At 69.5% G+C, this 24,189-nt stretch carries 26 protein-coding genes; 9 read left to right on the forward strand and 17 right to left on the reverse strand.

Annotated features, from left to right (window positions below):
- Window positions 1–439: 439 nt before the first annotated feature.
- The 8 genes from ACZ1DY_RS28125 to ACZ1DY_RS28160 all read right to left on the reverse strand — a co-directional run bounded on the left by ACZ1DY_RS28125 (window position 440) and on the right by ACZ1DY_RS28160 (window position 7,902).
- Window positions 440–1,267: a carbohydrate ABC transporter permease gene (locus ACZ1DY_RS28125; protein ID WP_465481410.1), complete on the reverse strand. Its 828-nt coding sequence runs from the start codon at window positions 1,265–1,267 to the stop codon at window positions 440–442.
- A gap of 2 nt (window positions 1,268–1,269) precedes the next feature.
- Window positions 1,270–2,163, reverse strand: coding sequence for a carbohydrate ABC transporter permease (locus ACZ1DY_RS28130; protein ID WP_465481411.1), 894 nt, complete (start codon window positions 2,161–2,163; stop codon window positions 1,270–1,272).
- Window positions 2,160–2,921 (reverse strand): DeoR/GlpR family DNA-binding transcription regulator, encoded by a 762-nt coding sequence (locus tag ACZ1DY_RS28135; RefSeq protein ID WP_465481412.1) that lies wholly within the window; start codon window positions 2,919–2,921, stop codon window positions 2,160–2,162. Before ACZ1DY_RS28135 ends, ACZ1DY_RS28130 begins: the two co-directional genes overlap by 4 nt.
- A 147-nt stretch (window positions 2,922–3,068) precedes the next feature.
- Window positions 3,069–4,250, reverse strand: coding sequence for an RNA polymerase sigma factor (locus ACZ1DY_RS28140; RefSeq protein ID WP_465485722.1), 1,182 nt, complete (start codon window positions 4,248–4,250; stop codon window positions 3,069–3,071).
- Entirely contained in the window at window positions 4,250–4,606 is a 357-nt protein-coding gene (locus ACZ1DY_RS28145; RefSeq protein WP_465481413.1) for a YciI family protein, read from the reverse strand. The genes ACZ1DY_RS28140 and ACZ1DY_RS28145 overlap by 1 nt, the downstream gene beginning before the upstream one ends.
- Before the next feature lie 27 nt (window positions 4,607–4,633).
- Window positions 4,634–6,454 carry a glutamine--fructose-6-phosphate transaminase (isomerizing) gene (gene glmS / locus ACZ1DY_RS28150; protein ID WP_126737013.1) on the reverse strand — a complete coding sequence of 607 codons (1,821 nt, stop codon included), beginning with the start codon at window positions 6,452–6,454 and terminating at the stop codon, window positions 4,634–4,636.
- 42 nt (window positions 6,455–6,496) lie between these two features.
- Complete coding sequence (locus tag ACZ1DY_RS28155) at window positions 6,497–6,769, reverse strand: hypothetical protein (RefSeq protein ID WP_034324749.1); 273 nt, start codon at window positions 6,767–6,769, stop codon at window positions 6,497–6,499.
- Window positions 6,770–6,825: 56 nt separating this feature from the next.
- Window positions 6,826–7,902: a M20/M25/M40 family metallo-hydrolase gene (locus ACZ1DY_RS28160; protein ID WP_465481414.1), complete on the reverse strand. Its 1,077-nt coding sequence runs from the start codon at window positions 7,900–7,902 to the stop codon at window positions 6,826–6,828.
- A 30-nt stretch (window positions 7,903–7,932) separates the two neighbouring features.
- Between ACZ1DY_RS28160 and ACZ1DY_RS28165 the strand changes: the two genes are divergently transcribed.
- Window positions 7,933–9,117 carry a cytochrome P450 gene (locus ACZ1DY_RS28165; RefSeq protein WP_465481415.1) on the forward strand — a complete coding sequence of 395 codons (1,185 nt, stop codon included), beginning with the start codon at window positions 7,933–7,935 and terminating at the stop codon, window positions 9,115–9,117.
- Window positions 9,118–9,121: 4 nt separating this feature from the next.
- Here the strand turns inward: ACZ1DY_RS28165 and ACZ1DY_RS28170 are convergent, their stop codons facing one another.
- Entirely contained in the window at window positions 9,122–10,684 is a 1,563-nt protein-coding gene (locus ACZ1DY_RS28170; protein WP_126737016.1) for an adenylate/guanylate cyclase domain-containing protein, read from the reverse strand.
- A 61-nt stretch (window positions 10,685–10,745) separates the two neighbouring features.
- Window positions 10,746–11,549, reverse strand: coding sequence for a class I SAM-dependent methyltransferase (locus ACZ1DY_RS28175; RefSeq protein WP_465481416.1), 804 nt, complete (start codon window positions 11,547–11,549; stop codon window positions 10,746–10,748).
- Window positions 11,550–11,664: 115 nt separating this feature from the next.
- Here ACZ1DY_RS28175 and ACZ1DY_RS28180 point away from each other — a divergent pair, with 115 nt between their 5' ends.
- Window positions 11,665–11,919 (forward strand): hypothetical protein, encoded by a 255-nt coding sequence (locus ACZ1DY_RS28180; protein WP_185927381.1) that lies wholly within the window; start codon window positions 11,665–11,667, stop codon window positions 11,917–11,919.
- 207 nt (window positions 11,920–12,126) lie between these two features.
- Here ACZ1DY_RS28180 and ACZ1DY_RS28185 read toward each other — a convergent pair whose 3' ends face one another.
- Entirely contained in the window at window positions 12,127–12,837 is a 711-nt protein-coding gene (locus ACZ1DY_RS28185) for a MerR family transcriptional regulator (RefSeq protein WP_465481417.1), read from the reverse strand.
- A 62-nt stretch (window positions 12,838–12,899) separates the two neighbouring features.
- On the opposite strand from ACZ1DY_RS28185, the gene ACZ1DY_RS28190 reads away from it, so the two are divergent.
- The 3 genes from ACZ1DY_RS28190 to ACZ1DY_RS28200 all read left to right on the forward strand — a co-directional run bounded on the left by ACZ1DY_RS28190 (window position 12,900) and on the right by ACZ1DY_RS28200 (window position 15,450).
- Window positions 12,900–13,349 carry a DUF6194 family protein gene (locus tag ACZ1DY_RS28190; protein WP_257485696.1) on the forward strand — a complete coding sequence of 150 codons (450 nt, stop codon included), beginning with the start codon at window positions 12,900–12,902 and terminating at the stop codon, window positions 13,347–13,349.
- An 18-nt stretch (window positions 13,350–13,367) separates the two neighbouring features.
- Window positions 13,368–14,087 carry a TioE family transcriptional regulator gene (locus ACZ1DY_RS28195; protein WP_465481418.1) on the forward strand — a complete coding sequence of 240 codons (720 nt, stop codon included), beginning with the start codon at window positions 13,368–13,370 and terminating at the stop codon, window positions 14,085–14,087.
- Window positions 14,088–14,292: 205 nt separating this feature from the next.
- Window positions 14,293–15,450 (forward strand): S1 family peptidase, encoded by a 1,158-nt coding sequence (locus ACZ1DY_RS28200; protein WP_465481419.1) that lies wholly within the window; start codon window positions 14,293–14,295, stop codon window positions 15,448–15,450.
- 49 nt (window positions 15,451–15,499) lie between these two features.
- Here ACZ1DY_RS28200 and ACZ1DY_RS28205 read toward each other — a convergent pair whose 3' ends face one another.
- The 4 genes from ACZ1DY_RS28205 to ACZ1DY_RS28220 are packed head-to-tail and all read right to left on the reverse strand — an operon-like array spanning window position 15,500 to window position 18,058.
- A complete protein-coding gene (locus ACZ1DY_RS28205) occupies window positions 15,500–15,982 on the reverse strand; it encodes a DinB family protein (RefSeq protein WP_257485693.1) in 483 nt (160 codons plus the stop codon).
- A gap of 36 nt (window positions 15,983–16,018) precedes the next feature.
- On the reverse strand, window positions 16,019–16,990 hold the full coding sequence (locus tag ACZ1DY_RS28210; protein ID WP_465481420.1) for an alpha/beta fold hydrolase: 972 nt from the start codon (window positions 16,988–16,990) through the stop codon (window positions 16,019–16,021).
- Window positions 16,991–17,003: 13 nt separating this feature from the next.
- The gene (locus tag ACZ1DY_RS28215) at window positions 17,004–17,468 is read right to left on the reverse strand and encodes a DinB family protein (RefSeq protein ID WP_257485691.1); all 465 of its coding nucleotides are present in this window, start codon (window positions 17,466–17,468) and stop codon (window positions 17,004–17,006) included.
- Entirely contained in the window at window positions 17,465–18,058 is a 594-nt protein-coding gene (locus ACZ1DY_RS28220; protein WP_257485690.1) for a class I SAM-dependent methyltransferase, read from the reverse strand. Before ACZ1DY_RS28220 ends, ACZ1DY_RS28215 begins: the two co-directional genes overlap by 4 nt.
- A gap of 68 nt (window positions 18,059–18,126) precedes the next feature.
- On the opposite strand from ACZ1DY_RS28220, the gene ACZ1DY_RS28225 reads away from it, so the two are divergent.
- Window positions 18,127–18,696 carry a helix-turn-helix domain-containing protein gene (locus tag ACZ1DY_RS28225; protein ID WP_257485689.1) on the forward strand — a complete coding sequence of 190 codons (570 nt, stop codon included), beginning with the start codon at window positions 18,127–18,129 and terminating at the stop codon, window positions 18,694–18,696.
- A gap of 352 nt (window positions 18,697–19,048) precedes the next feature.
- Here the strand turns inward: ACZ1DY_RS28225 and ACZ1DY_RS28230 are convergent, their stop codons facing one another.
- Window positions 19,049–19,651 (reverse strand): response regulator transcription factor, encoded by a 603-nt coding sequence (locus ACZ1DY_RS28230; RefSeq protein WP_257485688.1) that lies wholly within the window; start codon window positions 19,649–19,651, stop codon window positions 19,049–19,051.
- Entirely contained in the window at window positions 19,648–20,751 is a 1,104-nt protein-coding gene (locus ACZ1DY_RS28235) for a sensor histidine kinase (protein WP_465485723.1), read from the reverse strand. The genes ACZ1DY_RS28230 and ACZ1DY_RS28235 overlap by 4 nt, the downstream gene beginning before the upstream one ends.
- Before the next feature lie 118 nt (window positions 20,752–20,869).
- Here ACZ1DY_RS28235 and ACZ1DY_RS28240 point away from each other — a divergent pair, with 118 nt between their 5' ends.
- The 3 genes from ACZ1DY_RS28240 to ACZ1DY_RS28250 are packed head-to-tail and all read left to right on the forward strand — an operon-like array spanning window position 20,870 to window position 23,927.
- Window positions 20,870–21,751 carry an ABC transporter ATP-binding protein gene (locus ACZ1DY_RS28240; protein WP_465481421.1) on the forward strand — a complete coding sequence of 294 codons (882 nt, stop codon included), beginning with the start codon at window positions 20,870–20,872 and terminating at the stop codon, window positions 21,749–21,751.
- Between the two features lie 17 nt (window positions 21,752–21,768).
- Complete coding sequence (locus tag ACZ1DY_RS28245; RefSeq protein ID WP_257485686.1) at window positions 21,769–22,488, forward strand: ABC transporter permease; 720 nt, start codon at window positions 21,769–21,771, stop codon at window positions 22,486–22,488.
- On the forward strand, window positions 22,485–23,927 hold the full coding sequence (locus ACZ1DY_RS28250) for an alpha/beta hydrolase (RefSeq protein WP_465481422.1): 1,443 nt from the start codon (window positions 22,485–22,487) through the stop codon (window positions 23,925–23,927). Before ACZ1DY_RS28245 ends, ACZ1DY_RS28250 begins: the two co-directional genes overlap by 4 nt.
- Window positions 23,928–24,189 lie beyond the last annotated feature (262 nt).

Consider the following 24,189-nt stretch of genomic DNA (forward strand, 5'->3'; position numbering starts at 1 on the left):
CACCTACGGAACAGCATGCCGCCCAACGGCATCGCCGAAAAACGGCAACCGCCCATACTCGCGACGACCGGCATCAGCCCGCCGCCAAAGGACATGACCCGCACTGGAGTCCGCACGTCATCACGCCCTGCGCCAGCCGACCGCGACTACCGAACCACAGCACGGCAAGGTGCTGTCGCCAAAAGACGGCTACGCCTCACAAACCCATCCGTGACCGCACCAGAGGCCGACCTGAACGCAACCACGAACCACCCAACGACCCCGCGAGAACGGCACCGCGCGGCACACGCCGGAGCCCTCCCCCAAAAGATCCCGTCGCCAAAGACCGACACACCTCGATCCGAACCCCACCGTGACCCACCGGCCCGCCCGCCCCCTTGAAACCACATGCCACCCCCAACGAAAACCGCGGCAACTCCAGAGCCCATCACCACCGCGGTCAAGCCCGCGGCGCACCCCGCATCACGCCGTCGACCACCTTCCTGGCCAGCAGGATGAACAGCACGATCACTGGCAGCACCCCGATCGTCGCCGCGGTGAGCATCAGCGAGTAATCGGTGAAGTAACCACTCGCCAGCCGCGACAACGCCACCTGGACGGTCGGGTGAGCGTTGGGGTCGAGCACGATCAGCGGCCAGAAGAAGTCGTTCCACGCCGTCATGAACGTCAGCATCCCGAGCACGGCGGCCTGAGGGCGGATGGCGGGCATGGCGACATGCCAGAACAGCCGCACCGTCGAGCAGCCGTCGACGCGGCCGGCGTCGAGCAGTTCGCCGGGGATCGCCTCTTCGCACGCCTGCCGCATCCAGAACACGCTGAACGCGCCGACCAGCCCGGGCACGATCACCGCTTCCAGCCGTCCGTACCAGCCGAGTTCCCCGACCACGAGGTAGAGCGGGATGACGCCGAGCTGGGCGGGCACCATCGCGGTACCGATGACCACCAGGAAAAGCGAGTCACGGCCCGGGAAGCGCAGCCGCGCGAAGGCGAAGCCGGCCAGGCTGGAGAGCAGCACGTTCGAAACGGTGACCGTGCCGGCGACGATCAGCGAGTTCTGCATCGCCAGCCAGAAGTCGACGGTGCCGAAGACCCTGCCGACGTTCTCGACCAGGTTGCCGCCGGGCAGCAGCGGCGGCGTGGTCTCACCGAGGGCGGAATTGTCCTTGGAGGACACCACGAACGACCAGTACAACGGGAAGATCGACGCGACGGCGACGGCGAGCAGCAGCCCGTAGACGACGAAACCGGTCCGTTCCCTTGCCGCCACGGTCACTCACCGCCCCGCATCCGGCGCACGAGCGAGAAGTTGACCAGCGCGAACACGGCCGAGCACAGGAAAAGCAACCACGCGATTGCCGCCGCGTATCCGGCGTCGAACTCGCCGAACCCCTTTTCGTACAGGTACATGGCGAGAGTCTGGAACTGCCGGTCGGCACCGCCCGTCCCGTTGACGCCGGTGTCGTCGAACAGCTGCGGCTCGGCGAACAGCTGCAACCCGCCGATGGTCGAGACGACGACGGTGAAGGCGATGGTCGGGCGGATCGCCGGCACGGTGATGGACCAGAAGGTCCGCCAGCGCGAGGCGCCGTCGAGCATCGCGGCGTCATAGCGTTCCTGCGGCACGGATTGCATGGCCGCGAGGTAGAGCAGCGCGTTGTAGCCGGTCCAGCGCCACATCACCATCGTGCTCACCGCGACGTGCGAGGCGAACCGGTCGGACCGCCAGTCCACCGGGTCGATCCCCACCAGCCCCAGCGCCCAGTTGACGACGCCGTAGTCCTCGGCGAACAGCTGGCTGAACACCAGCGCCACCGCGACCACCGAGACGACGTTGGGCAACAGCACACTCGCCCGCCACACTGTCCTCGCCCGCAAGGGCCGGTCGAGGAGCGCGGCGAGCCCGAGCGCGGCCAGCAGTTGCGGGACGGTCGAAAGGATGAAGATGCTGACCGTGTTGAAGAGCGCGTTGTAGAAGTACGGATCCTGGAGCAGGACCGCGAAGTTGCCCAGCCCGGCGAACCCGGTGTCACCGTTGACCAGATGCCAATGGTGCAGCGCCACCCAAGCGGTGTAGAGCAATGGGAAAAGCCCGAACACGCCGAAGAGGACGTAGAACGGCGCTGTCATCAGGTATCCGGCGAGCCGCTCGCCCGAACGCTTCAAACGATGATCACCTTGACGCCTGCCCGGCTGATGTCGTCGATCTCCCGCGGTTCGACACCACTGTCGGTGATCAGGGTGTCGACGTCGCAAAGGCCCCCGAACCGGGCGAAATGGTCGTCGCCGATCTTCGTGTGATCGGCAAGCAGCACCGTCCGCCGGGCGGACGCGATGGCCGCGCGCTTCACCATCGCCTCGGCGGTGTCCGGGGTGGTGAGCCCCCGCTCGACGGAAAGACCGTTGGTACCGAGGAAAGCGACGTCGACGAAAGTGTCCTTGAGGGCGTCGAGCGCCCAGCCGTCGACCGACGCCATGGTCCGGCCGCGCAGCCTTCCCCCGACCAGCATCAGCGTGACGCCGGGCCGGTTGGCGAGCGTGAACGCGTTCGGCAGCGAAGGGGTGACCACGGTCAGCCCGCGATCGGCGGGGACGAGGTTCGCCAGCCGGGCCACCGTGGTGCCCGCGTCCAGCAGGATCGAGCCCCCGTCGGGGATCTGCTCCAGCGCCGCGGCGGCGATACGGTCCTTCTCCGCGGTCATCACCGCGTCGCGGGCGTCGAGCCCCTGCTCGATACCCAGCCGCTCGACGGGGATCGCGCCGCCGTGCACCCGCCGCACCACTCCGCTGCGTTCCAGCGCCGTCAGGTCGCGGCGGACGGTCTCGCTGGTGATCTCGAAGGCCGCCGCGAGCGTCGCCACGTCGACCCGGCCGTGCTGCCGCGCCTGTTTGAGGATGGCGCGCTGCCGCTCTTCGGCGTACAACGGTCACCTCCTGCCTGGCGGACGAGCGGTCATGGCGACAATAGTTGGTTTCTCACCGGTCCGACAACGGAACCCTCCACCTGGCCGCGGCGCTCTGTCCATTGAGGACACAGTGAGCGCGGCGTTTTCGTCGGCGGTTGCCCGAAACTACGCCAGGACTGCCCGTTTGGCCCGCAGGAAAGCCCGTTCCGTATCGTTGGTGGCCAAGGCGATCGCCTCGTCGTAGGCGGTGACGGCGTCCGATGTCCGGCCGAGGCGGGCCAGCAGGTTCGCCCGCGTGGCGGGCAGATGGTGATACCCGGGCAGATCCAGTCCCTCGATCCCGGCCAGTGCCGCCGCCGGGCCGTGCACCTCGGCGACGGCGACCGCACGGTTGAGCGCGACGACCGGCGTCGGGGCGAGCCGCCACAGCTGGTCGTAGAGCGCCAGCACCTGTGTCCAGTCGGTCGACTCACCGTCCGTGTGCACGGCGTTGATCGCGGCCTGCACCTGGTACGGGCCCGGACGGCCGAGCCGCAGGCATCGCCGCACCAGTTCGTGCCCCTCGGCGATCAGTTCCCGGTTCCACAGCGACCGGTCCTGCTCCGCGAGCACCACCAGCTCACCGGAGGGCCCCACCCGCGCGGGCCGCCGGGCTTCGGTGAGCAAGAGCAGGGCCAGCAGCCCGATCACTTCCGGCTCGTCGGGCATCAGATCGGCGAGTGCCCTCGTCAGACGGACCGCCTCCACGCAGAGGTCCGTCCGCAGCAGGTCACCCGACGTGGACGTGTACCCCTCGTTGAAAACCAGGTAGAGCACGGTGAGCACCGAATCCAGCCGATCCGGCAGCTCGTCCTTCCCCGGCACGCGGTACGGGATGCCCGCGTCGCGGATCTTCTTCTTCGCACGGACGATCCGCTGGGCCACGGTCGGTTCCGGGACGAGGTACGCCCGCGCGATCTCCCCCACCTCCAGCCCGCCGATCAGGCGCAGGGTGAGCGCGGTCCGCGCGAGCGGCGAAAGCGCCGGATGGCAGCAGGTGAAGATCATGCGGAGCTGGTCGTCGCGCACCGGCCCCAGCTCACGCGGCTCATCCGGCGAGTGCAGGAGGAGCGCCTGGGCGTGCCGGGCCTCGCGGGTGGATTCCCGGCGAATGCGGTCGATCGCGCGATTGCGGGCGGTGGTCACGATCCACGCGCCCGGATTGGGCGGCGTTCCCGCCCACTTCTCCACCGCAGTCGCGAACGCGTCCTGGACCGCCTCCTCGGCGAGCGTGATGTCGCCGAGGAGACGGGTCAGGGTGGCCACGCACCGGCCGTATTCCGCCCGGTAGATCCCGTCGAAATCCATCACGGGAGCGACGGTTCGCCGAACGGCCGCACTTCGATCGGCTGCCCGCAGGCGAGCGCGCATTTCTCCGCCCAGGCCAGCGCCTGGTCGAGGTCCTCGACCTGGATCACCCAGAACCCGCCGAGCTGTTCCTTCGTCTCGGCGAACGGCCCGTCGGTGATCGTGACCTTGCCGCCTTCGGGACGGACGACCGTGGAGACGTCCGAATGCTCCAGCCCGCCCACGAAGACCCAGGAACCAGCGGCCTTCATCTCGTCGGTGACCTTGCCCGTCCTGGCCAGCATCGCCCGGACCTCTTCCTCCGGCGCGTCCCGTTCGCTCTCGTCGAACTGGACGGCGAGCAGGTACTGCCTCATGACGGACCCCTTCGACGGCTCAGGAGATCATTCCACGGTGACGGACTTCGCGAGGTTACGCGGTTTGTCGATGTCGTGGCCGAGGAGCAGCGCCGCGTGGTAGGCCAGCAGCTGCAGCGGGATGGTGAGCAGGATCGGGTCGAGCTCCGGCTCCGAACGCGGGACCACGAACCGCGGCACGTCCAGATCGCCGAAGTCCACGTCGTCGTGGGTGATCGCCAGCACCTGCCCCTTGCGCGCCCTGATCTGCTGCATCGCGGCCAGGTTGCGGTCGGCCAGGTCGTCGGACGGCACGATCGCGACCGTCGGCAGCTCCTCGTCGATCAGCGCGAGCGGACCGTGCTTGAGCTCCGAGGTCTGGTAGGCCTCCGCGTGCCGGTACGAGATCTCCTTGAACTTCTGCGCGCCCTCCCGCGCCACCGGGAAGCCACGGACCCGGCCGATGAAGAACAGGCTCCGCGCGTCCGCGCAGATCTTGGCCTGTTCGGCGATCCGGTCCTCCGCCTCGATCACGGCCGCGACCTGCTTCGGCAACGCGCGCAGCGCCGCGACGATCCGCTGTCCGTCCGCGTTGGACAGATCGCGGACGCGACCCAGCGCGAGCGCGATCATCGCGAATCCGACCGCCATGTTGGTGAGCGCCTTGGTCGAGGCGACCGCGATCTCCGGGCCGGCGTGCAGGTACAGGCCGCCGTCGCAGGCCCGCGCGATCGTCGAGCCGACGACGTTCACGAGGCCGACCACCCGGCCGCCCTTGCGCTTGACCTCTTCGACGGCGAACGCGGTGTCCGCGGTCTCGCCGGACTGGCTGACCGCGATGTAGAGGGTGTCCGCCTCGATGATGGGGTTGCGGTAACGGAACTCGGACGCGGCCTCCGCGTCGGCCGGGACCCGCGCCAGGTCCTCGATCATGGTGGCGCCGATCTGGCCCGCGTAGTACGCCGAACCGCAGCCGAGGATCTTCACCCGCGCGAAACCGCGCAGATCACGGGGAGTCAGGTTCAGACCGTCCAAACGGGACACTCCGAACCGGTCGTCCAGCCGTCCCCGGATCATCCGCTCCAGGCATTCCGGCTGCTCCTGGATCTCCTTGTACATGTAGTGCTTGTGCCCGCCGAGGTCGAGGTCGTCGGCCTGGATGTCGATCGCCGTCGCGGCCTTGCCGGTGTCGCTCTCGTCGACGGTGAAGGTGCGGTAGCCGGTGGCCGAGACGCTGGCGAACTCGCCGTCGTCGAGGTGCACCACCTGCGAGGTGTGCCGGACCAGCGCGGAAAGGTCGCTGGCCACGAACATCTCCCGGTCACCGACGCCGATGATCAGCGGCGAACCGTTCCGCGCGACCACGACCCGGTCGGGGTGCGCGGTGTCGGTGACGGCGATGGCGTAGGTGCCGGTGACGCGGGAGACGGCCTCGACGACCGCGTCTTCCAGCGTCTTCGCGCCCGACCGCGCGATCAGGTGTGCGAGCACCTCGGTGTCGGTCTCGGACGACAGCGTCACCCCGGCCTGGGTGAGCTGCTCGCGCAGCGCGTCGGCGTTGTCGATGATCCCGTTGTGCACCACGGAGATCCGGCCGTCCTCGGAGACGTGCGGATGGGCGTTCGCCTCGGTCGCCGGGCCGTGCGTCGCCCACCTCGTGTGCCCGATGCCGACCTTGCCCGCGAGCCGCTTGGGCAGCGCGGCCGTCAGATTCCGCACCCGCCCCACGATCCGGTGCACCTGGGCGCCTTTACCGCCCAGGACGGAGATCCCGGCGGAGTCGTAGCCGCGGTACTCCAGGCGTGTCAGCCCCTCGATCAGGATCGGGGCGGCGTTCTGGCCGCCGATGTAGCCGACGATTCCGCACATGACGAGTCAACCTCACAAAAGAAAACGGACGGGCGTGGTCCGTCAGCCGTAGACGATGCGGCGCAGTTGCCGCTCGGACAGGTCGGGAGGCGCGACGAGACGACGGCTCAGCTCACCGGCGATACGGGGGAAGATCTCGGGGTTCTTCCTGCCCTCGGCCTGCAACCGGGCATGCCGCTCCCGGACGTACTGCTCGACCGGCTGCCGGTAGAACGCCAGGACGTCCTCGACGACACGGGCGGCGATGGCCGTCGACAAACCCGTCGACAAGGCCACCTGCTCGACGATGTCCGCGTCCTCCACGGAGCCCATCATGCACATCGGGGTATCCAAATGCCAGTTCTTGCCCGAAATCGGGCAAGAACCGGCGATCAGCGACCCAGGATCGCCTTCACCAGCCCGCCGGCCAGCTCCGCCCGTTCCGCCATCGACCCGACCAGCAGGTACTCGTGATCGGCGTGCGCGCCGCCACCGACGGCGCCGAGCCCGTCGAGGGTCGGGACGCCGATCGCGGCCGTGAGATTGCCGTCGCTCCCGCCGCCGACGGACACCCCGGCGATTCCGGGCAGCAGCCGTTCCGCGATCGCGAACAGGTCCGCGGCGGCGGACTCGGGCATCGGCGGCCGGTGGATCCCGCCCCGCACCGTGATCTCCGCCCCGCGCAGGCGCGGGGTGAGCGCGGCGAATCCGGCTTCGACCCGTTCCTTCTCCTCCGTGGTCTCGACTCGCACGTCGGCCACGACGGTCGCGGACGCGGGCACGACGTTGCTCGCCGTTCCCGCCGAGGCGACCGTCGGGGTGACGCTGGTCCCGGCCTCGGGCCGGTCGAGCGCGGCGATCGCCAGCACCTGATGCGCGGCTTCGGTCAGGGCGTTCACGCCCGCCTCGGGTTCGAGGCCGGCGTGCGACGCCCGGCCCGTGACGAGGACCTCGAACGTGCCGCAGCCCTTGCGGCCGATCTTGAGCCCGCCGCCGTCGGCCGCGCCTTCGAACACGAGCACCGCGCCGCACGCACGGGCGCGTTCCTCGATGAGCGCGCGAGACGCGTGCGAACCCGTTTCCTCGTCGGCCGTCACCAGGATCTCGACACCGGAGAGATCGCCGAGCGCGGCCACGCCATGGATCGCCTGCACCAGTCCGCCGAGCATGTCGAACACCCCAGGCCCGGTCACGCGGCCGCCGGCCACGGCGAACGGGCGGCGCGCCAGCGTGCCGATCGGGAACACGGTGTCGTGGTGCCCCAGGATCAGCACGCGGGGTTCACCGCCGCCGGACCACTGGACGTGCGGTCCCGCCGCACTCTCGACCAGGGTCGCCGTTCCGCCGAGGCGGGCCTCGACGAGAGCGGCCACCGCCTCGGCCGACGCCGTGAGTGCCTCGACGTCCCCCGAGGGCGACTCGATCTCGACGAGGGTCCGGAGGTCTTCGATCATCGCGTCCGCAGTCATGCCGATACCTTCGCGCATAGGATCGGGATCATGCTCGAGAACCTGCTCACGCCGGAGACCAGGAACGACCCGTACCCGTTCTACCGTCAGGTCTTCGACCGCGGCCCGGTCTTCGCGGCCGCGGACGGGTTCTTCGTGGTGAGCGGGTTCGAGGAAGCGTCCTCGCTGCTCAAGAACCCCGCGTTCGGCCACGGCGAGCCGGAGGTGCTGCCGGATCCGCACGAGAACGAGCCGGTCGACGAGCAGGGCCGGGTGGTCCGATCGTTCCTCGCACTCGACCCGCCCGACCACACGCGGCTGCGGCGGCTGGTGTCCAAGGCGTTCACGCCGAGGATGGTCGAGCAGCTCGCGCCGAGGATCGAGGAACTGGCCAAGGAACTCGTGTCGAAAGCGCTCGAAATGGGCGAATTCGACCTGATGACCGAGATCGCGAAACCGCTGCCGGTCGTCGTCATCAGCGAGCTGCTCGGCGTGCCGCTGGCCGACCGCGAGCGCTTCGAAGGCTGGTCGCATGCCATGGGGCGCGCGCTCGACCCCTCCTTCCTGATCGCGAAGGAGACCGTCGCGGCGGCCGTCGCCGCCCGGCGCGAATTCGTCGCCTACTTCCGCGAGCTGGCGAAGGACCGGCGGAAGCGGCCGACCGGCGATCTGTTCTCAGACCTGGTGTCGGTGTCCGACGAGGGCGACCGGCTCAGTGAAGGCGAATTGGTGATCACCGCGATGCTCCTGCTGGTCGCCGGGCACGAAACGACGACCAACCTGATCGGCAACGGGGTCCTCGCGTTGCTGAACCATCCGGAACAGCACCGGAAACTGGCCGAAGACCGCTCGAAGATCCCGAACGCGATCGAGGAGATGCTCCGGTACGACTCCCCCGTCCAGCTGACCACGCGGCTGGCACTGCGGGACACGACCGTCGGCGGTCAGTCCGTCGGCGAGGGCGCGCAGGCCGTGGTGCTGCTGGGAGCGGCCAACCGCGACCCGCGCGCCTACGGGGATCCGGACCGCTTCGACGTCGGCCGCCCCTCGCCGAGGCATCTCGCGCTGGGGCAAGGCATCCACTTCTGCCTCGGTGCCCCGCTCGCGCGCCTGGAGGGCCGAACCTTGTTCGAGGCGCTGCTCGGCGCCGGCCCCTTCCACCGGACCGCGGATCCGGTCTGGGTGAAGCAGGTGACGTTGCGCGGCCTCGAAAGCCTGCGGCTCGAATTCGCCTGAGGGGTCACGCCTTCGGTGTCGCGAGCGTGGTGGGCCGGGCGCGGCCCCGCAAGGTGACGTCCTCCGTCGCCTTCCACCGCGCGGCTTCGTCCTCGGCCGCCGACTCGATCGCCGTCCACGAAGCGAGCAACCGGGCTTCGACGTTCTTCGCGAGTTCGGTCAGCCGGGCGGCTTCGTTGACCGGGTCGCCGATCACCGTGTACTCGAACCGCCTCGGGTCACCGACGTTGCCGGCGACCACCTCGCCCGTCGCCACGCCGATCCCGGCCGGGCATTCGGGAACCTCCGCCGCCAGCCTGCGCGAAATCGCCCGGCCGGCGGACAGCGCGAGGGTCGCGTGGTCGGCCAGCCGCACCGGTGCGCCGAAGATCGCCAGCGCGGCGTCGCCGACGAACTTGTTGACCAGCCCGTGGTTACGGTCGACCTCGTCGACCACCACCGCGAAGAACCGGTTGAGCAGGCCGACGACCTCCTCGGGCGGACGGCTCGCGGCCAGCGCGGTCGACCCGATCAGGTCGACGAACAACACCGACACCGTCCGCACCGTGCCGCCGAGTTCGGCCGAGGTGCGCATCGCCTCGCTCGCGACGTCCTCGCCGACATGCCTGCCGAACAGGTCCCGCAAACGTTCGCGTTCGGCGAGACCGACGGCCATCCCGTTGAAGCCCGCCTGCAGCAGACCGAGTTCGGTGCCGTCGTAGACCGGGATCTCCACGGCGAAGTCACCGGCCCGGACCCGGCCGAGCGCGTGCTGCACCGACCGGATCGGGTTCACCACGGCGCGCGCGGTGAACACGGTCACCAGCAGGCCGAAGACCAGCACTACCAAGCCGAGCGCGATGACCGAGATGGCGAGCTTCGTCGTCGACACGTCGCCACGCACCCACGCCAGCACCGCCGTGACCACCAGCCCGGCCACCGGCACCCCGGTGCCGAGGCACCAGAACAGCAGCATCCGCAGATTGACCCCGCCGCTGAGCGGCCGGTCCGGCGAGGTGCCCGCGAGAGCGAGGGCCGCGTACGGCCGCAGGATGAACTCCCCGGCCAGGTAGGCGATCGCGCAGACGACCACCCCCGCGAAGGCGACCACGAGCAGTTCGGTGAGCACGACCCGCGGCTGCACCAGCGCGGCCAGCACACCGAAGACGACGGTCGCGATACCCCAGAGCACGGCCTGGACCAGTGTCAGCCGCAACGGGACGCGGAGGCTCGCCGCTCGCTCCTCGTCGCTCGGCGTCCGGCCGTCGGCGGCCCAGCGCAGGGTCCGCAGCGCGCCACGGGTGCCCCACAGCGCGCCGACCACGACGGCGGAGACCACGTAGACGGGGACCGCGATGGCGGTCACGCGGACGAGTTCGCCGGACATGCCGGGCGCGGGCATGAGCAGCGCCGCCAGCCCGACCACGACCAGTGCGCCGATGACGTTGGTCGCGATCAGCGTCCCGGTGAGCAGTCCTTGGACGCGACGGCGCAACGCGGCCGGATCCTGGTAGAGCGGGCCGAGCAGCCAAGAGCCGAACGGCCCTTGCCCGCGGCCCCGAACAGAGGAGTCGTTGTCTGGTCGCACCCGTGTCCCGCCGTTCACCCCGGTTTGAGTGAACGAATGTACACCGAAGCGGGTTCGGCCGTCAGCGGACGGTGCCCGAGCCGATCAGTGTCGTGGCGTCGAGTTCGGTCACGCCCTCGGCCCGCAGGGAATCGAGGTAGCGCTCACGCACCTCCTCGACGGCGCCGGGTTCGAGGCCGTCGAGCAGTCCGCGGAATCCGGAGCCGATGACGACCAGCCACGCGACCTCCGGTGTCATCTCCAGTCGCAGCTCGTTCACCACGACGTCCACATCGGACAGATTCCGCTCGGAAAGCCATTCTCCGTAAGGTCCTGCCTGGTCGATGCGGTCGATCAGCCCCGGCTCGCGTTCGGGCGGCGGCGCGGAACCGGTCACCGCCGCCACCACGCGGCCGAGGTGACGGCCCGCCGCCACCATCGACCCGCCGCGCCAGATCGTGAACACGGCCCGGCCGCCGGACCGGGCCCGGCCGATCAGCCGCTCGGTGCCGTCCGTCATGTCGGGGAAGAAGAAGATGCCGAGCGCGCACTGCACGACGTCGTAGCCGCCGGTGCCCCATGCCGTCGCGTCGGCCTCGTGGGCGCGCAACTGCGGCAGATCGGCCGAGAGGCGGCGCAGTTCGCCGACCATCGGGCCCGAGAGGTCGATCGCGTCCACCACGCCACCGGCGCCGACGGCGCGCGCCGCGGGGATCGCCGACGCCCCGGTGCCGCAGCAGGCGTCGAGTACGCGGTCTCCTTCGGCGAGCCCCGCCGCCGCCACCGTGGCGGCGCCGATCGGCTCCCAGAGATGCCGCCCGAGCGCGGCGAAATCGGCGGCGGCCGCGTCGAAGGCCCGCTGGGTTCCCACTTTGCGAGAAGACATGCCGCGACGATAGCCGTTTCGCGCACCGTGCGAACCCGGCTGCGACGGACGGAGGCCGCGGGAACGTCCATCCAGTGGGCGAATCGCGCACCGTCGCGGCCCTAGCGTGGCCGGTATGAGGAAAACGTTGCTCGCGCTGCTCGGCGCGGCCGCCATGACGGGCGCGATCGCCACCCCCGCGTCGGCGAGCACGCAGGAGACCAGGGAATTCGTCGGGCACGGGTCGAGCGACTTCGGCCTCGCGCTCTTCCACGCCCGCCACGACGCCAGGACCCAGGCGGAACGGGCCGGGTTCACCGACTGCGAGGAGTACTACAAGCTGGTCATCTCGCCCTATTCGGCGACGGTCTTCTGGCGCTGCACGCGCTGAGAGCGATCCGGCGCCCACTTCTGTCCTATGTGGACCATCACTTGAGGGGGACGGCGTGTTGCGAAAGCCACTTTCGCAACGTCGACAGGGCGGGAGGTCTCGGTACCCCCAGCTCGTGTCGCGAAAGCCACTTTCGCGACGTCAGATGTCCCGAAAGTGGCTTTCGCGACACCAGCGCCGGGCCCGGACCGTGCGGGGAAGGCGCGCTCACCTCTCGGCCTCCCGCACCACTAGCGAAAGGGCGGCGGTGCCGTCGAAAAGGGCCCGTGAGCGGGCCGCGATCCCGGCGTCCCTGGCGGCGAGCGCGGACGCGACGTCCTCCAGCCGCCGGGAGCGCCGCAGCTCCGGCATCAACGCCCGGAGCGGCGCGACCCGGTAACCGGCCAGCCGCAGCTGCTGCACGATCCGCGCGTCCCGCACCTGGGAAGGCGTGTACCGCCGCGTCCCCCGCCGATCGCGGCCGGGGACGACGAGCCGTTCCGTGTCCCAGTGCCGCAGCGTCGACGGGCGCACGCCGAGCGCCGACGCGAGCTCGGAGACGCTCATCGAGTCCGAGCCGCGTACGTCTTCGATCGGTTCGCGCGAGATCACCCGGACCGCTTCCCTTGCCTCCCTGAGGTCCGCGCGTTCGGCGTCGAGCCCGGCGTGGGCGGCGTCGAGGAGCGCGAGCACGTCGGGGAGCGGATCCCGGTGCACGGCGCGGACGATCTTCTTGGCCTCGACCGGCCCGACCCCGGCCGCGAGCGCGCGGTAGGCCAGCGCGGACCGGAGGTGGATCTCGCCGTAGGTCCGATAGCCCGAGGCCGTCCGTGACGCCGCCGGGAGCACGCCGTCTCGTTCGAGGTTGCGCACCTGCTGGACGGAGCAACCCGCCAGGCGCGCGACCTCCGCCGTGCGCATCGATTTGAGACTTGACACCTTGACTCCGTCGAAAACCCACTCGAACCCTCCACAAGCACTTTAATGCCACGCTTGAGCACATGACCATCGAAGAGATCATCGGCCTCGTATCGGGCCTCGACGGCGTCCTGACCCTCACCCCCGGCCCCGGCGACGAATGGCCCGAGCTCAGCTGGGGCGACGCGTTCTTTTACTACTCCCCCGACGGTGTCGTCCCGACGAACGTCCAACCCTTCGCGACGATCGTGACCAAGAACTATCCCGGCGACGAGAGCTCGCGGCTGGACCGCCCGGACACGTTCCGTGTGAACATCCACGCCGGTAAGAAGGAGTTCACCCGCCAGCTCGGCCAGGACCCCTCCGCCACGGACACCCTGATCGCCCATCCCGTGTACGGCACCGCGGGCTGGCTGGCGGTGGTCAACCCGGCGACGAACACCGACCCGGCCACCCGCGAGCTGCTCGAAACGGCCTATCGGCTGGCTCGCGCCCGTTACGAGCGGCGGGCGGATTCCTCGCGCCGCCGGTAGACCGAATATCGTGGGGCGGTGGGCCGGAACCTTCAACCCCGCGAGCGGCTCAGGCCGGTCGACCTGGCGCGCGAGCACGGTTTGTCCACCCAGGCCGTCCGCAATTACGAGGCGGACGGCATCCTCCCCGCCGCCGAACGCGGTCCGCAGGGCTATCGCACCTACACGCCGCTGCACGCGCAAGCCCTTCGCGCGTTCCTCGCCCTCGTACCCGGGCACGGCCACGCGACGGCGACGTCGATCATGCGCGCGGTCAACCAGGACGCGGTCGAGGAGGCTCTCCGGCTCATCGACGAAAGCCACGTGCAACTGCTCGACGACCGCCGCACCCTTCAGGACGTCGCGGCCGCGATCCGCGATCTCGAACCCGTGGCGCAGGAGCGGGGTGAGATGTTCGTCGGCCCGCTGGCGCGGAAGCTCGGCGTCCGGCCCGCCACCCTGCGCGAATGGGAACGAGCGGGCCTGCTGCGCCCCGGACGCGACCCGAAGACGGGCTATCGCGTCTACAGCGCGGCCGACGTACGCGACGCGAAACTGACGCATCAGCTCAGGCGCGGCGGCTACCTCCTGGAGCGGATCGCGCCGGTGCTCGACCAGGTCCGTTCGGCGGGCGGGATCGTCCCGCTGGAGTCGGCGCTGCGCGACTGGCACTCGCGTCTCTCGGCGAGGGGACGCGCCCTGCTCTCCGGTGCCGCCGCGCTGGAGAGCTACCTCGACGTGGCACTTTTGCGCCAATGACACTTCCGCGCAATTGATTACGCGGGCAATTCACGTTTTCCGCATACGAAAGTAGGTCCGCGATCACGGATCCTACTTTCGGCGCTACGGCATGCCGTACGGGCGCTCGTACTGTGCGTGACGTCGAGATGAACCGCCCGGTCCCCTGCGCTTTCCGAACATATTCCGGCGGTTCGTCGTTCCCTCCTTATCGAAGGAAATTCGCATGCGAATTCGCGGACCCGTCATGCTCACCCTGCTGAGCGTCTGTGCCGGAATCGGAGCGCTCGCCGTGCCGGCGACCGCCGCGCCGGTCACCGCCTACGACCAGACGATGCTCGAGACCCTCGCCGCCCAGCTCAAGGTCAGCCCGCTTCAGGCCGCCAAGAAGCTGGACCACGAAAAGAACCTGATCGCGTCGCTGGAGAGCATCAGAACGCGCGGCCTCCACACGGACGGCGCGTACTTCGACGACGCCGGCGCCCTCGTGGTGAACGCCGACGCCGCCTCCGCCAAGGAGCTCCGTTCGGCCGGGCTCACCCCGCGCACCGGTGTCCGCGGCGAGAACGCGCTGAACGCCCTGTCCGCCAAGGTCGGCACGGTGATCGGCAAGGACGTCGGCCAGGTCCAGGCCTGGGGTCCGGAACTCGCGGCCGACCAGGTCGTCGTCACCGTGCAGCCGGGTGCCGACAGCGCCCTCGTCCGCCGCCTCACGGCGTTGCCGGGCGTGTCGGTCCAGACCGGCGTCGCCAACGGGAACACCACGCACGCCGACGTCATCCCCGGCCAGATCATGGACCTCGTCCCCGGCACCAACTGCTCGCTCGGCTTCCCCGGCACCACCAGCAGCGGCAACAACGTGATGCTCACCGCCGGGCACTGCGTCGAAGGCAACCCCGACATCCTCAACCGCAGCGGTGTCCACATCGGCCGCGGTGTCGCCACCCAGTTCCCGTCGGCCGACATGGGCCTGATGGACATCGACGCCGAGGACACCGGCCGCGGCTACGTCGACACCCGCATGGGCACCACGGTGCGGATCACCGGCAGCTCGAAGGCGCCGGTCGGCACCACGCTGTGCAAGGCGGGCAACACCACCGGCTGGACCTGCGGCAAGATCACCGCGTACAACCAGACCGTCCGCTACAGCGGCGAAAGCGTCGCCACCACCGGCCTGGCCAAGTCGACCGTCTGCACCGAGGGCGGCGACAGCGGCGGCGCCTACATCGCGGGCAACACCGCGCAGGGCATGACCTCCGGCGGCCCCGCCGACGGCCACGACTGCGGCTGGAACCAGGGCGCCAACGCCACCGGTTCGTACTCCTACTACCAGCCCGTCGTGGACGCGGCGAACAAGTACGGGGTCACGCTGACCCGTTCCTGACGCACTGATCGCGATGACCGGGGAGCGCCCGCTCCCCGGTCATCGTCGTCTACCGGGAGCTCAGGATCTGCTCGCGCAGGATGTCCGCGTGACCACCGTGCTGGGCGAGTTCACGCAGCATGTGCAGGTACACCCAGCGCAGCGGAAGCGGGCCGCGCCGGTTGCCGTGGAGCAGGTCGTCCAGGTCGAGGGCGGCCGCCGCCTTCCGCGACACCTCGCAGGCTTCGCGATACGCCTGCCGCACCGTGGCGATCGTGTCCTCCTCGCCGAGGATGAACGACTCGTCGGGCGTCTCGGGGAGGCCGATCTCGGTCCGCGGGCGACAGGTGACGGCTTCGACGAACCACACCTTCTCCACGAAGGTCGCGTGCTTCACCAACCCGAGCAGGGTCGTCCGGGAGGGGACGAGCGACCGGCGGGCCTCCTCCTCGGTCAGCCCTTCCAGTGAGCTGTCGAGAACACGACGGTGCTCGTCGAGGAAGACCTCGAACTGCTCGCGGAACGGGTGGTTGAGGACTTCCAGCGTGGACATGGGGGAAGCATCGCAAAGGTTCTCGATCTTGGGCAACTACTTCAAGAAGCCGACCAGTTCGGCGCTCACGAACTCCGGATTCTCCTCGGCGAGCCAATGTCCCGCCCTCGGCACCTCCACGGCGCGGGCCAGGTTCGCGACGCGGGGTGCCACGGTCGCCTTCTGCGGTTCGAGCAGACCTTCCGCGGTCATCAGGAGTGTGGGGGTCGTGATCGGTTTCGCGCCGGCGTTCGCGGTCGCGTCCTGCCCGAGTGTGCGGTAGAGCTCGAAACCGCCGTGCAGGACCTCCGGCCTCGTGTAGGTGCGGGCGTACTCGTCGATCTCGGCGTCGTCGAACGGCGACGGCGCCCCCGGCCCGCCGAAGGCCGTCCCCGAGTAGGCGACCTGCGGGTAGAACAGGGACAGGTATTCGCGGACGTCGTCGCCGACGACGGCTTCGGGAACCGTCTTCTGCGAATGGAACGCGATGTGCCAGCTCAGATTCCGGTAGGCCGTCGCGTCGAGCGCGGGGCCCGGCAGCGGCAGATCGAGGTACGCGAGTTTGGTGATGTCGCCGGGGAATTGCGCCGCATATTGAAAGGCGACCGCGGCGCCGAGATCGTGCCCGGCGATCCGGACGTCGCGCAGGCCGAGCCGTCCGGCCACGAGGCCGTGCACATAGCGCGCGAGCGTCGCCTTGTCGTAGCTGGGTGGCGAGCCGGCGCTGTCGCCGAGTCCGGGCAGGTCGAGGGCGTACACCGTGAAGTGTTCGGCCAGCGCGGGCATGACCCGGTGCCAGCCGTACCAGGTCTGCGGCCAGCCGTGCAGCAGGACGAGCGGGGCGCCCTTGCCACCGGTGACGTAGTGCATCTTCACTCCGTCGACGTCGGCGAACTCGTGCCGGAACTGACTCGCGAAAGCCGTGTCGCCGCGGGTGACGTTCTCGTAGGGCGGGGTGGCGGCCGGGGGTGAACCGCAGGCCGTCAGCAGGACGAGGGCCACGAAGAACGCGGCGGCTCGGTGGAACATGGGGATCTCCGTTTCAGCGCCCGGTGGCGCCATCGATCAGTTCGCGCAGGATGTCGGCGTGTCCCGCGTGCCGTGCGGTCTCTTCGATCAGGTGGGTCAGCGTCCAGCGCCGTGATCCCCGGCGGGGCCCGGTCGCGGCGAGGTCGTCCCAGGAAGCGATCTCGGCGTTCGCCTCGGCGACTGTTTCCCGGTAGGCGGCCAGAATCGAGGCCGTCGTGTCGTCCGGGCTCGGCCGGAACGTCGCCTTCCAGTCGGTGACGCGGTGGCCGAGCAGCCAGTGCCGTTCGACGTGGGTCAGGTGTTTGACCAGGCCCAGCAGATTCGTGCCGGACGGCACGCCGGGGGCGCGGGCCCGGTCTTCCGGCACCCCTTCGGCCTTGGCCATGACCGCGGTGCGGAGGTAGTCGAGGAACCCGGCGAGCACCTCCTTCTCCCCCGGGCCCGTCGAAGGCGGCCCGGTGTCGCGTTTGCGGCTCATCGCCCGGCCCGCCGGAGCACCAGGACGTGGTCGACGACCATCGCGGTCCGGCCCGCAGGACCGGTGGCCAGGCGTTCCGCCGCCTCCGCGCGGTCGATCGACCACTCCGCCGGGGCGAGCTCCAATCCGGCCGCCACCTCGGCAGGCGTGGGGTAGTGGGCGTCCTGATCCCACGACCAGGGCGCGGCGGAGCCGTGGTCGACGACGACCAGCCGCCCGCCGGGGTTCACCGAACCCGCGGCGGTGCGCAGGACGCGGGCGCGGTCCAGCTCGAACGGTGTGTGGAAGTACTGCGCCGACACCAGGTCGAAGGTGCCGCTTGGGAAGTCTTCGGCGAGATCGACGCGGAGCGCGGTGATCGGTCCGCCACGTTCCCGGAGCGAACGCACGGCCGCTCCGGAGATGTCGACCGCGGTCACCCGCCAGCCTCGGGCGGCCAGCCACACCGCGTCTCCCCCGCCACCACAGCCGAGGTCGAGCGCGGTGCCCGGTGCCAGCGGGCCCGCGATCTCGGCCAGTCTCGCGTTCACCTTCGGCGTCCCCTCGGACCGCCGTTCGTGGAGTTCGTCCCAGAATTCCGTCGCGTTCATGATCGTCACTCTCGCCTCAGCGCATCCGATTTGGCACGAAAACTTGCCGACCTGGCAAGATCGGCGACATGGACGAGACGGACGAGGTACTGGACGCGGTCGGCCCCCGGTTGCGCGCGCTGCGCAAACGCCGGGGACTGACCCTTGCCGAGCTGTCGGCGACGACCGGGATCTCGGAAAGCACCTTGTCGCGGCTGGAAAGCGGCGGCAGGCGGCCGACGCTGGAGCTACTGCTGCCGCTGGCCCGCGTGCACGGCGTGCCGCTCGACGACCTCGTCGGCGCTCCCCGGACCGGTGATCCGCGCATCCACCTCCAGCCGATCCACCGCCACGGCATGACGTTCCTGCCGCTCACCCGGCGCGCCGGCGGGGTGCAGGCGTTCAAGATGCTCATCCCCAGCAGGGCCGAACCGGCGGAGCCGACGCCGCAGACCCACGGCGGCTACGAATGGGTGTATGTCCTCAATGGACGGTTGCGGCTGGTGGTCGGCGACCGCGACATGGTCCTGCCGCCCGGCGAAGCCGCCGAGTTCGACACCGCGCTGCCGCATTGGCTCGGCTCGGCCGACGGGAAGGCCGTCGAAACCCTCGTCCTTTTCGGACCGCAGGGCGAGCGCGCGCACGTCCGGGCGCACTAGGCCGTGTCCTGCAAGTCAGGTTCGCGGTCTCCGCGCCCAGGCGCTCCCTGACGGCACGGGAGGGCTCGGCCGAGTACGACCCGGTACGAGGCCGACCCGCCCGCACCGTCAGGAACCACCTGGATCACGAAGCCCATCGAACAGACTTACAGGACACGCCCTAGACGGTGCCGAAAAGCCAAAGGTGCCCGAAAACGTCGGTACAGAGGGTCGTGAGTGCGGGGCGGTGCCGCTCGAAGCCCGCGCCCACCGACGTTGCGAAAGCCACTTTCACAACCTTCAGCGTTGCGAAAGTGGCTTTCGCGACACTCCACCGCCGGCCCCGACCGCGAACTGACTTGCAGGACAGCGCCTAAAGCCAATCGTGCTCGCGGGCGTACCTGGCGGCTTCGTGCCTGGTCTGCGTCTGGGTCTTCTGCATGGCGTTCGAGAGGTAGTTCCGCACCGTGCCCTGCGCGAGATGGAGCTGCGCGGCGATCTCGGCGACGGAATAGCCCTCACCGGTCACCCGCAGCACCTCCAGTTCCCGCTCGGTGAGGGGGCAGTCGTCGACGACGGCGAGCGCGGAGACGTCCGGGTCGATCCAGCGTTTGCCCTGATGCAGGGCGCCGATGACGAACGTGATGTGCGACGGCTCGGCGGCCTTGCTCACGAAGCCCTGGACGCCGAGTTTGAGGGCCTTGCGGAGCACCCCGGGTTTCGCGTGCCGGGTCAGCATGAGGATGACCTGGTTCGGCCGGGTGCGGCGGATCTCCGCGACCGCGCCCAGCCCGTCCACGCCGGGCATTTCGAGGTCGATGACGAGCACGTCGGGCTCGTGCCGCAAGGTGGCCTCGACGGCCTCTTCGCCGTTCTCCGCCTCGGCCAGGACGGTGATCTCGCCTTCGAGCGGGAGCAGCGCGGCCATCGCCTTGCGCAGCAGGACTTCGTCGTCGGCGAGCACGACCGTGGTCATCGTTCCTCCCGGACGGGGAAGGACGCCGCTGTCACGAACTGCCCGTCTTCCTGTTGCACCGTCAGTTCACCACCGTCCGCGACGACACGTTGTTCGAGCGCGGCCAGCCCGCGGAGTTCGGGCAGCGGCGCTCGCTGGGCACCGTCGTTGACGATACTGATGCTCCATTCCGACAGCGTGATCCGCACGCGGGTCGCCTGCGCGTGGCGCAGGATGTTGGTCGTGGTCTCGCGCAGGACCTGGCCGAGCAGCCTGCCCGCCGCCGGATCGACGTCCGCCTCCCGGTTGACGCGCACACGGATCCCCGCTGCCTCGAACAGGTTCCTCGCGTTCTCCAGTTCGGCGGAGAGGTTGAGGCGACGCTGGGCGTAGGCGAGTTCCTTCGTCTGGGTGATCGTGTCGGCCACGAGCGCGTGGATCTCCCCCAGTTCCTGTTTCGCCCGCTCGGCGTCGATGTCCACCAGCTTCCTGGCGAGCGCGGTCTTGAGCTTCACCACGTGCAGCGTGTGCCCCTGGATGTCGTGCAGATCGCTCGCGAACCGGACGCGTTCCCGGATCACGGCCAATTCCGCCTCCCGTTCACGTGACTCTTCGAGCTCCTTGACGACGTCGTAGAACCGCTTGTTGGGGAACATGAGGCCGAGTACGACGGCCGTGAGCGCCGCCGGGACGAACACGAAGCTGACCAGCTCACCGGAGACGTCCTCGTGGGAGACCAGCGGCCTCAGCGCACCGACCGCCGCGATGTACGCGACGAGCGCGACGGCCGCCGCGATCCGGTGCCGGGGCAACTGGGGGACGACCAGGGAACCCACGAGGAAGACGCCGAAGAACGACGAACTCCCGCCTGCCACCAGCACCGAGAACGGCCACACGGCCGCCGCGACGACCAGGCACGGGATCGCCACCCGCAGGACCTCGCCCGCCGCCCACCGCACGAAGGCGACCATGGCCGCCAGCACGCCCGCGCTCAGGACGGCCGCGTGCCACCAGGTCCGCGCGTCGGACGCGACCACGATCACCCCGCCGACGACGAGCAGCGGGAAGAACATGGTGAGGTTGAGCCGACGCAGCTTTCCCTTCGCCGGCTCGGTGTCCACAGCAGACATGAGCCCAGTATCGGCCCTGCGCGAAGGCGGGCACCAGTGACACTGCGTCATACCCGTTCGTGACGTGAGCACACTGGCCGGGCCGCGGCCGGGCGGCTGGAATCAGGGCATGACTTCGACAGCAATCGACGTTGACCGCCTGAACCTGAAGTACGGCGACTTCCACGCCGTGAAGGATCTGACCTTCCAGGTCCGGCAGGGCGAGTTCTACGCCCTGCTGGGCACGAACGGCGCCGGGAAGACCTCGACCCTGGAGACCCTGGAAGGACACCGGAATCCGACGTCGGGCACGGTGCGGGTGCTGGGGAAGAGCCCGCGGGACCGCGCCGCCGTCCGCCCCGAGATGGGCATCATGCTGCAGGAGAGCGGTTTCTCGCCGGATCTGACGGTGAAGGAATCGATCCGCCTGATCGGGAGCCTGACGCGGCGCACGGACCGGCTCGAACGGGTCCTCGGCATTGTGGACCTGACCCGCAAGGCCAACACGAAGGTGTCGCAGCTTTCCGGTGGCGAGAAGCGGCGGCTCGACTTCGCGACCGCGGTGTACGGCTCGCCGCGGCTGGTGTTCCTCGACGAGCCGACGACCGGTCTGGACATCCAGTCCAGGGACGCACTGTGGGACGCGGTCGACAAACTCCGCGAGGACGGTTCGACCATCGTGCTCACCACGCACTACCTGGAAGAGGCCCAGCAGCGCGCCGACCGCATCGGCCTGATGCACCGGGGCACCTTCCACCGGGAGGGCACGGTCTCCGAACTCACGCGGACGCTGCCCGCCGTGATCCGGTTCTCCCTGCCGCCTTCGGCCCCGGCGCTGCCCTTGCAGGGCAAGCGTGAACACGACGGGAAGTTCGTCATCGAAACCTTCGGCCTGCAGAAGGACCTGCACGTCCTGCTGCGGTGGGCGCAGGACAACGCCGTCGAACTACGGGATCTCGAAGCGGGCCCGACCCGGCTCGACGACGTGTTCCGCGCCATCGACAACGACTAGCCACAAAGGACTCTCTCATGCTTTCGATAGCCCGCAGTGAACTGATCCAGATCTTCCGGAACCGCTCGGTCCTGATCACCAGCTTCGTGATGCCGCTGGCCATCTCCACGTTCTTCGTCTATCAGCACGAGGTCTTCGCCAAGATCGGCAGTCTCGGGTACATCGCGGCGATCGTGATGTTCACCGTCTGCGCGTTCGGCCTCTACACCAGCGCCGTGACCACGCTGGCCTCGCGACGGCAGAACCTCTTCCTCAAACGGCTGCGCTCCACCGCGGCGGGTGACGCGTCCATCCTGGCCGGCCTGGTGCTGCCGGTGACCGTCATCTCGCTCGTCCAGGTGGCGGTGATCATGATCGTGCTGGGCTCGATCACCGGAACGCCCGCCGACGTCGCCCTGCTGGTGGTGGCGGTGCTTGCCAGCGTCGCCATGATGATCGGCCTCGGCCTGGCCACCGCGGGCCTGACCAATTCCCCCGAGCACGCCCAGGTCACCACCTTGCCGGTCAGTCTCGGCGTGATCGCCGTCGCCAGCTGGGTCGGGATCTCCGGTACCGACGAGCTGACCTTGCTCAAACGGCTTCTGCCCGGAGGCTCGGCGACGGAACTCGCCGTCAACGCGTGGAACGGCGGCGTGGCCGTCACCGACTCGCTGCTGCTGCTCGCCCCGACGCTGGCTTGGGTCGTCGTCGCCGTCGTCCTGGCGACGCGGCTCTTCCGCTGGGAGCCGCGCCGATGACCGTCCGAAGTGGAATGAAACTGCTTCCCGTTCTGGTCGCGGTCTTGGTGACCACAGCGACCCCGGCGGTAGCGTCGGCCTCACCTGCGCCGAAATGGGGACCGTGCCCGGAGGAGGCGGCTGGGCTCGGCCTGGAATGCGGCACCATCCAGGTACCGCTGGACTACCGCGATCCCGGCGGGAAGACCATCGAGATCGCGATCTCCCGGCTGGCGAGCACCAAACCGGAGAAGCGCCGCGGCGTACTGCTGACGAACACCGGTGGCCCCGGCGGCGAAGGGCTGGCCTATCCGGCCACGCTCAAGAAGCTGAACATCCCGCAGGAGGTGCTGGACGCCTACGACGTCATCGAGATGGACCCGCGGGGCGTCCACAACAGCACACCGGTGACGTGCGGGCTTTCCCTCGCGGAGCATCCGACCAACATCCCGAGGTATGCCAGGAATTCGGCCGACGTCACGAGCGAGGCGCAGCGGGTCGCCGCCGTCGCCGCGAAATGCGGTTCCTCGGCCACCGCCCCGCTCCTGCCGTACATGACGACCGCCAACACCGCCCGCGACATGGACCGGGTGCGCGAGGCGCTCGGCGGGCGGAAGGTGAACTACTTCGGCATCTCGTACGGCACCTACCTCGGCTCGGTGTACACGTCGTTGTTCCCCGAGCGCAGCGACCGGTTCCTGATCGACAGCGCGACCGGCCCCGGCGGCTGGGACGCCTCCTTCTCGCGCCTGTTCGGCCAAGGCGTCGAAGACCGCTTCCCGGACTTCGCGGAGTTCGCCGCCTCGAAACCCGAATACGGCCTGGGCCGGACGCCCGCGCAAGTGACGGCGAAGTACTTCGAGCTCGCCGCGCGGCTGGACCGGACACCGAGCCCGGACGGCTACAACGGCCAGGTGTTCCGCCACGTCACTTTCGCCGAGCTCTACTACGACCGGCGTCTGCCGCATCTGGCCGAGACCTGGCGCGCGCTCGACACCGGCAAGCCCGTCCCTTCGTCTCTGTCCGGTGCGGGCTACCCGTCGGACAACTACATCGCGAGTCAGCTGCACGTGATCTGCAACGACTCCGACTGGCCGGAGGACGTCGGCACGTATCGACGCAACGTCGCCATCGACCGGTTCCGCCATCCGCTGTTCGGCGCGGCGGCCGCGAACATCACGCCGTGCGCGTTCTGGCCGTCCGAACCGATCGAACCGCCCGTGAAGATCACCGACCGTGGCCCGTCGAACGTGCTGATCGTGCAGAACCTCCGCGACCCGGCGACGCCGCTGGCCGGGGCACGGAAACTGCGTGAAGCCTTCGGCGACCGCGCCAGGATGGTGACCGTCGACCAGGGCGGGCATCTGGCCTACCTGTTCAAGGACAACAGGTGCGCGAACGATCTCGCGACGGGGTTCCTGGTGGGTGGGACGCGGCCGGGGCACGATTTCGCCTGCTGATCGCCTGGGTCGTGACCGGCACGCCCGACGGCACGCGGCACGATCTCACCTGCAGACCCGGGTGGCGGGGTCCGCGAGACCGCCGAGGCACCGTGATCGGGCAACGCCCCGACCATGACCGGACCCCTCAGACACGACCGTGTGGATTTCGGGACGTTGGATGACCCGAAATCCACACAGTGGCGCACGATCGGTCCAGTCACGCAAGCCGCAGGGCGTCGCGCCGAGGTTGTCGACGCGGATCTCCCGCAATCAGTCGACC

It is taken from the genome of Amycolatopsis sp. PSD-21 (assembly GCF_055561455.1).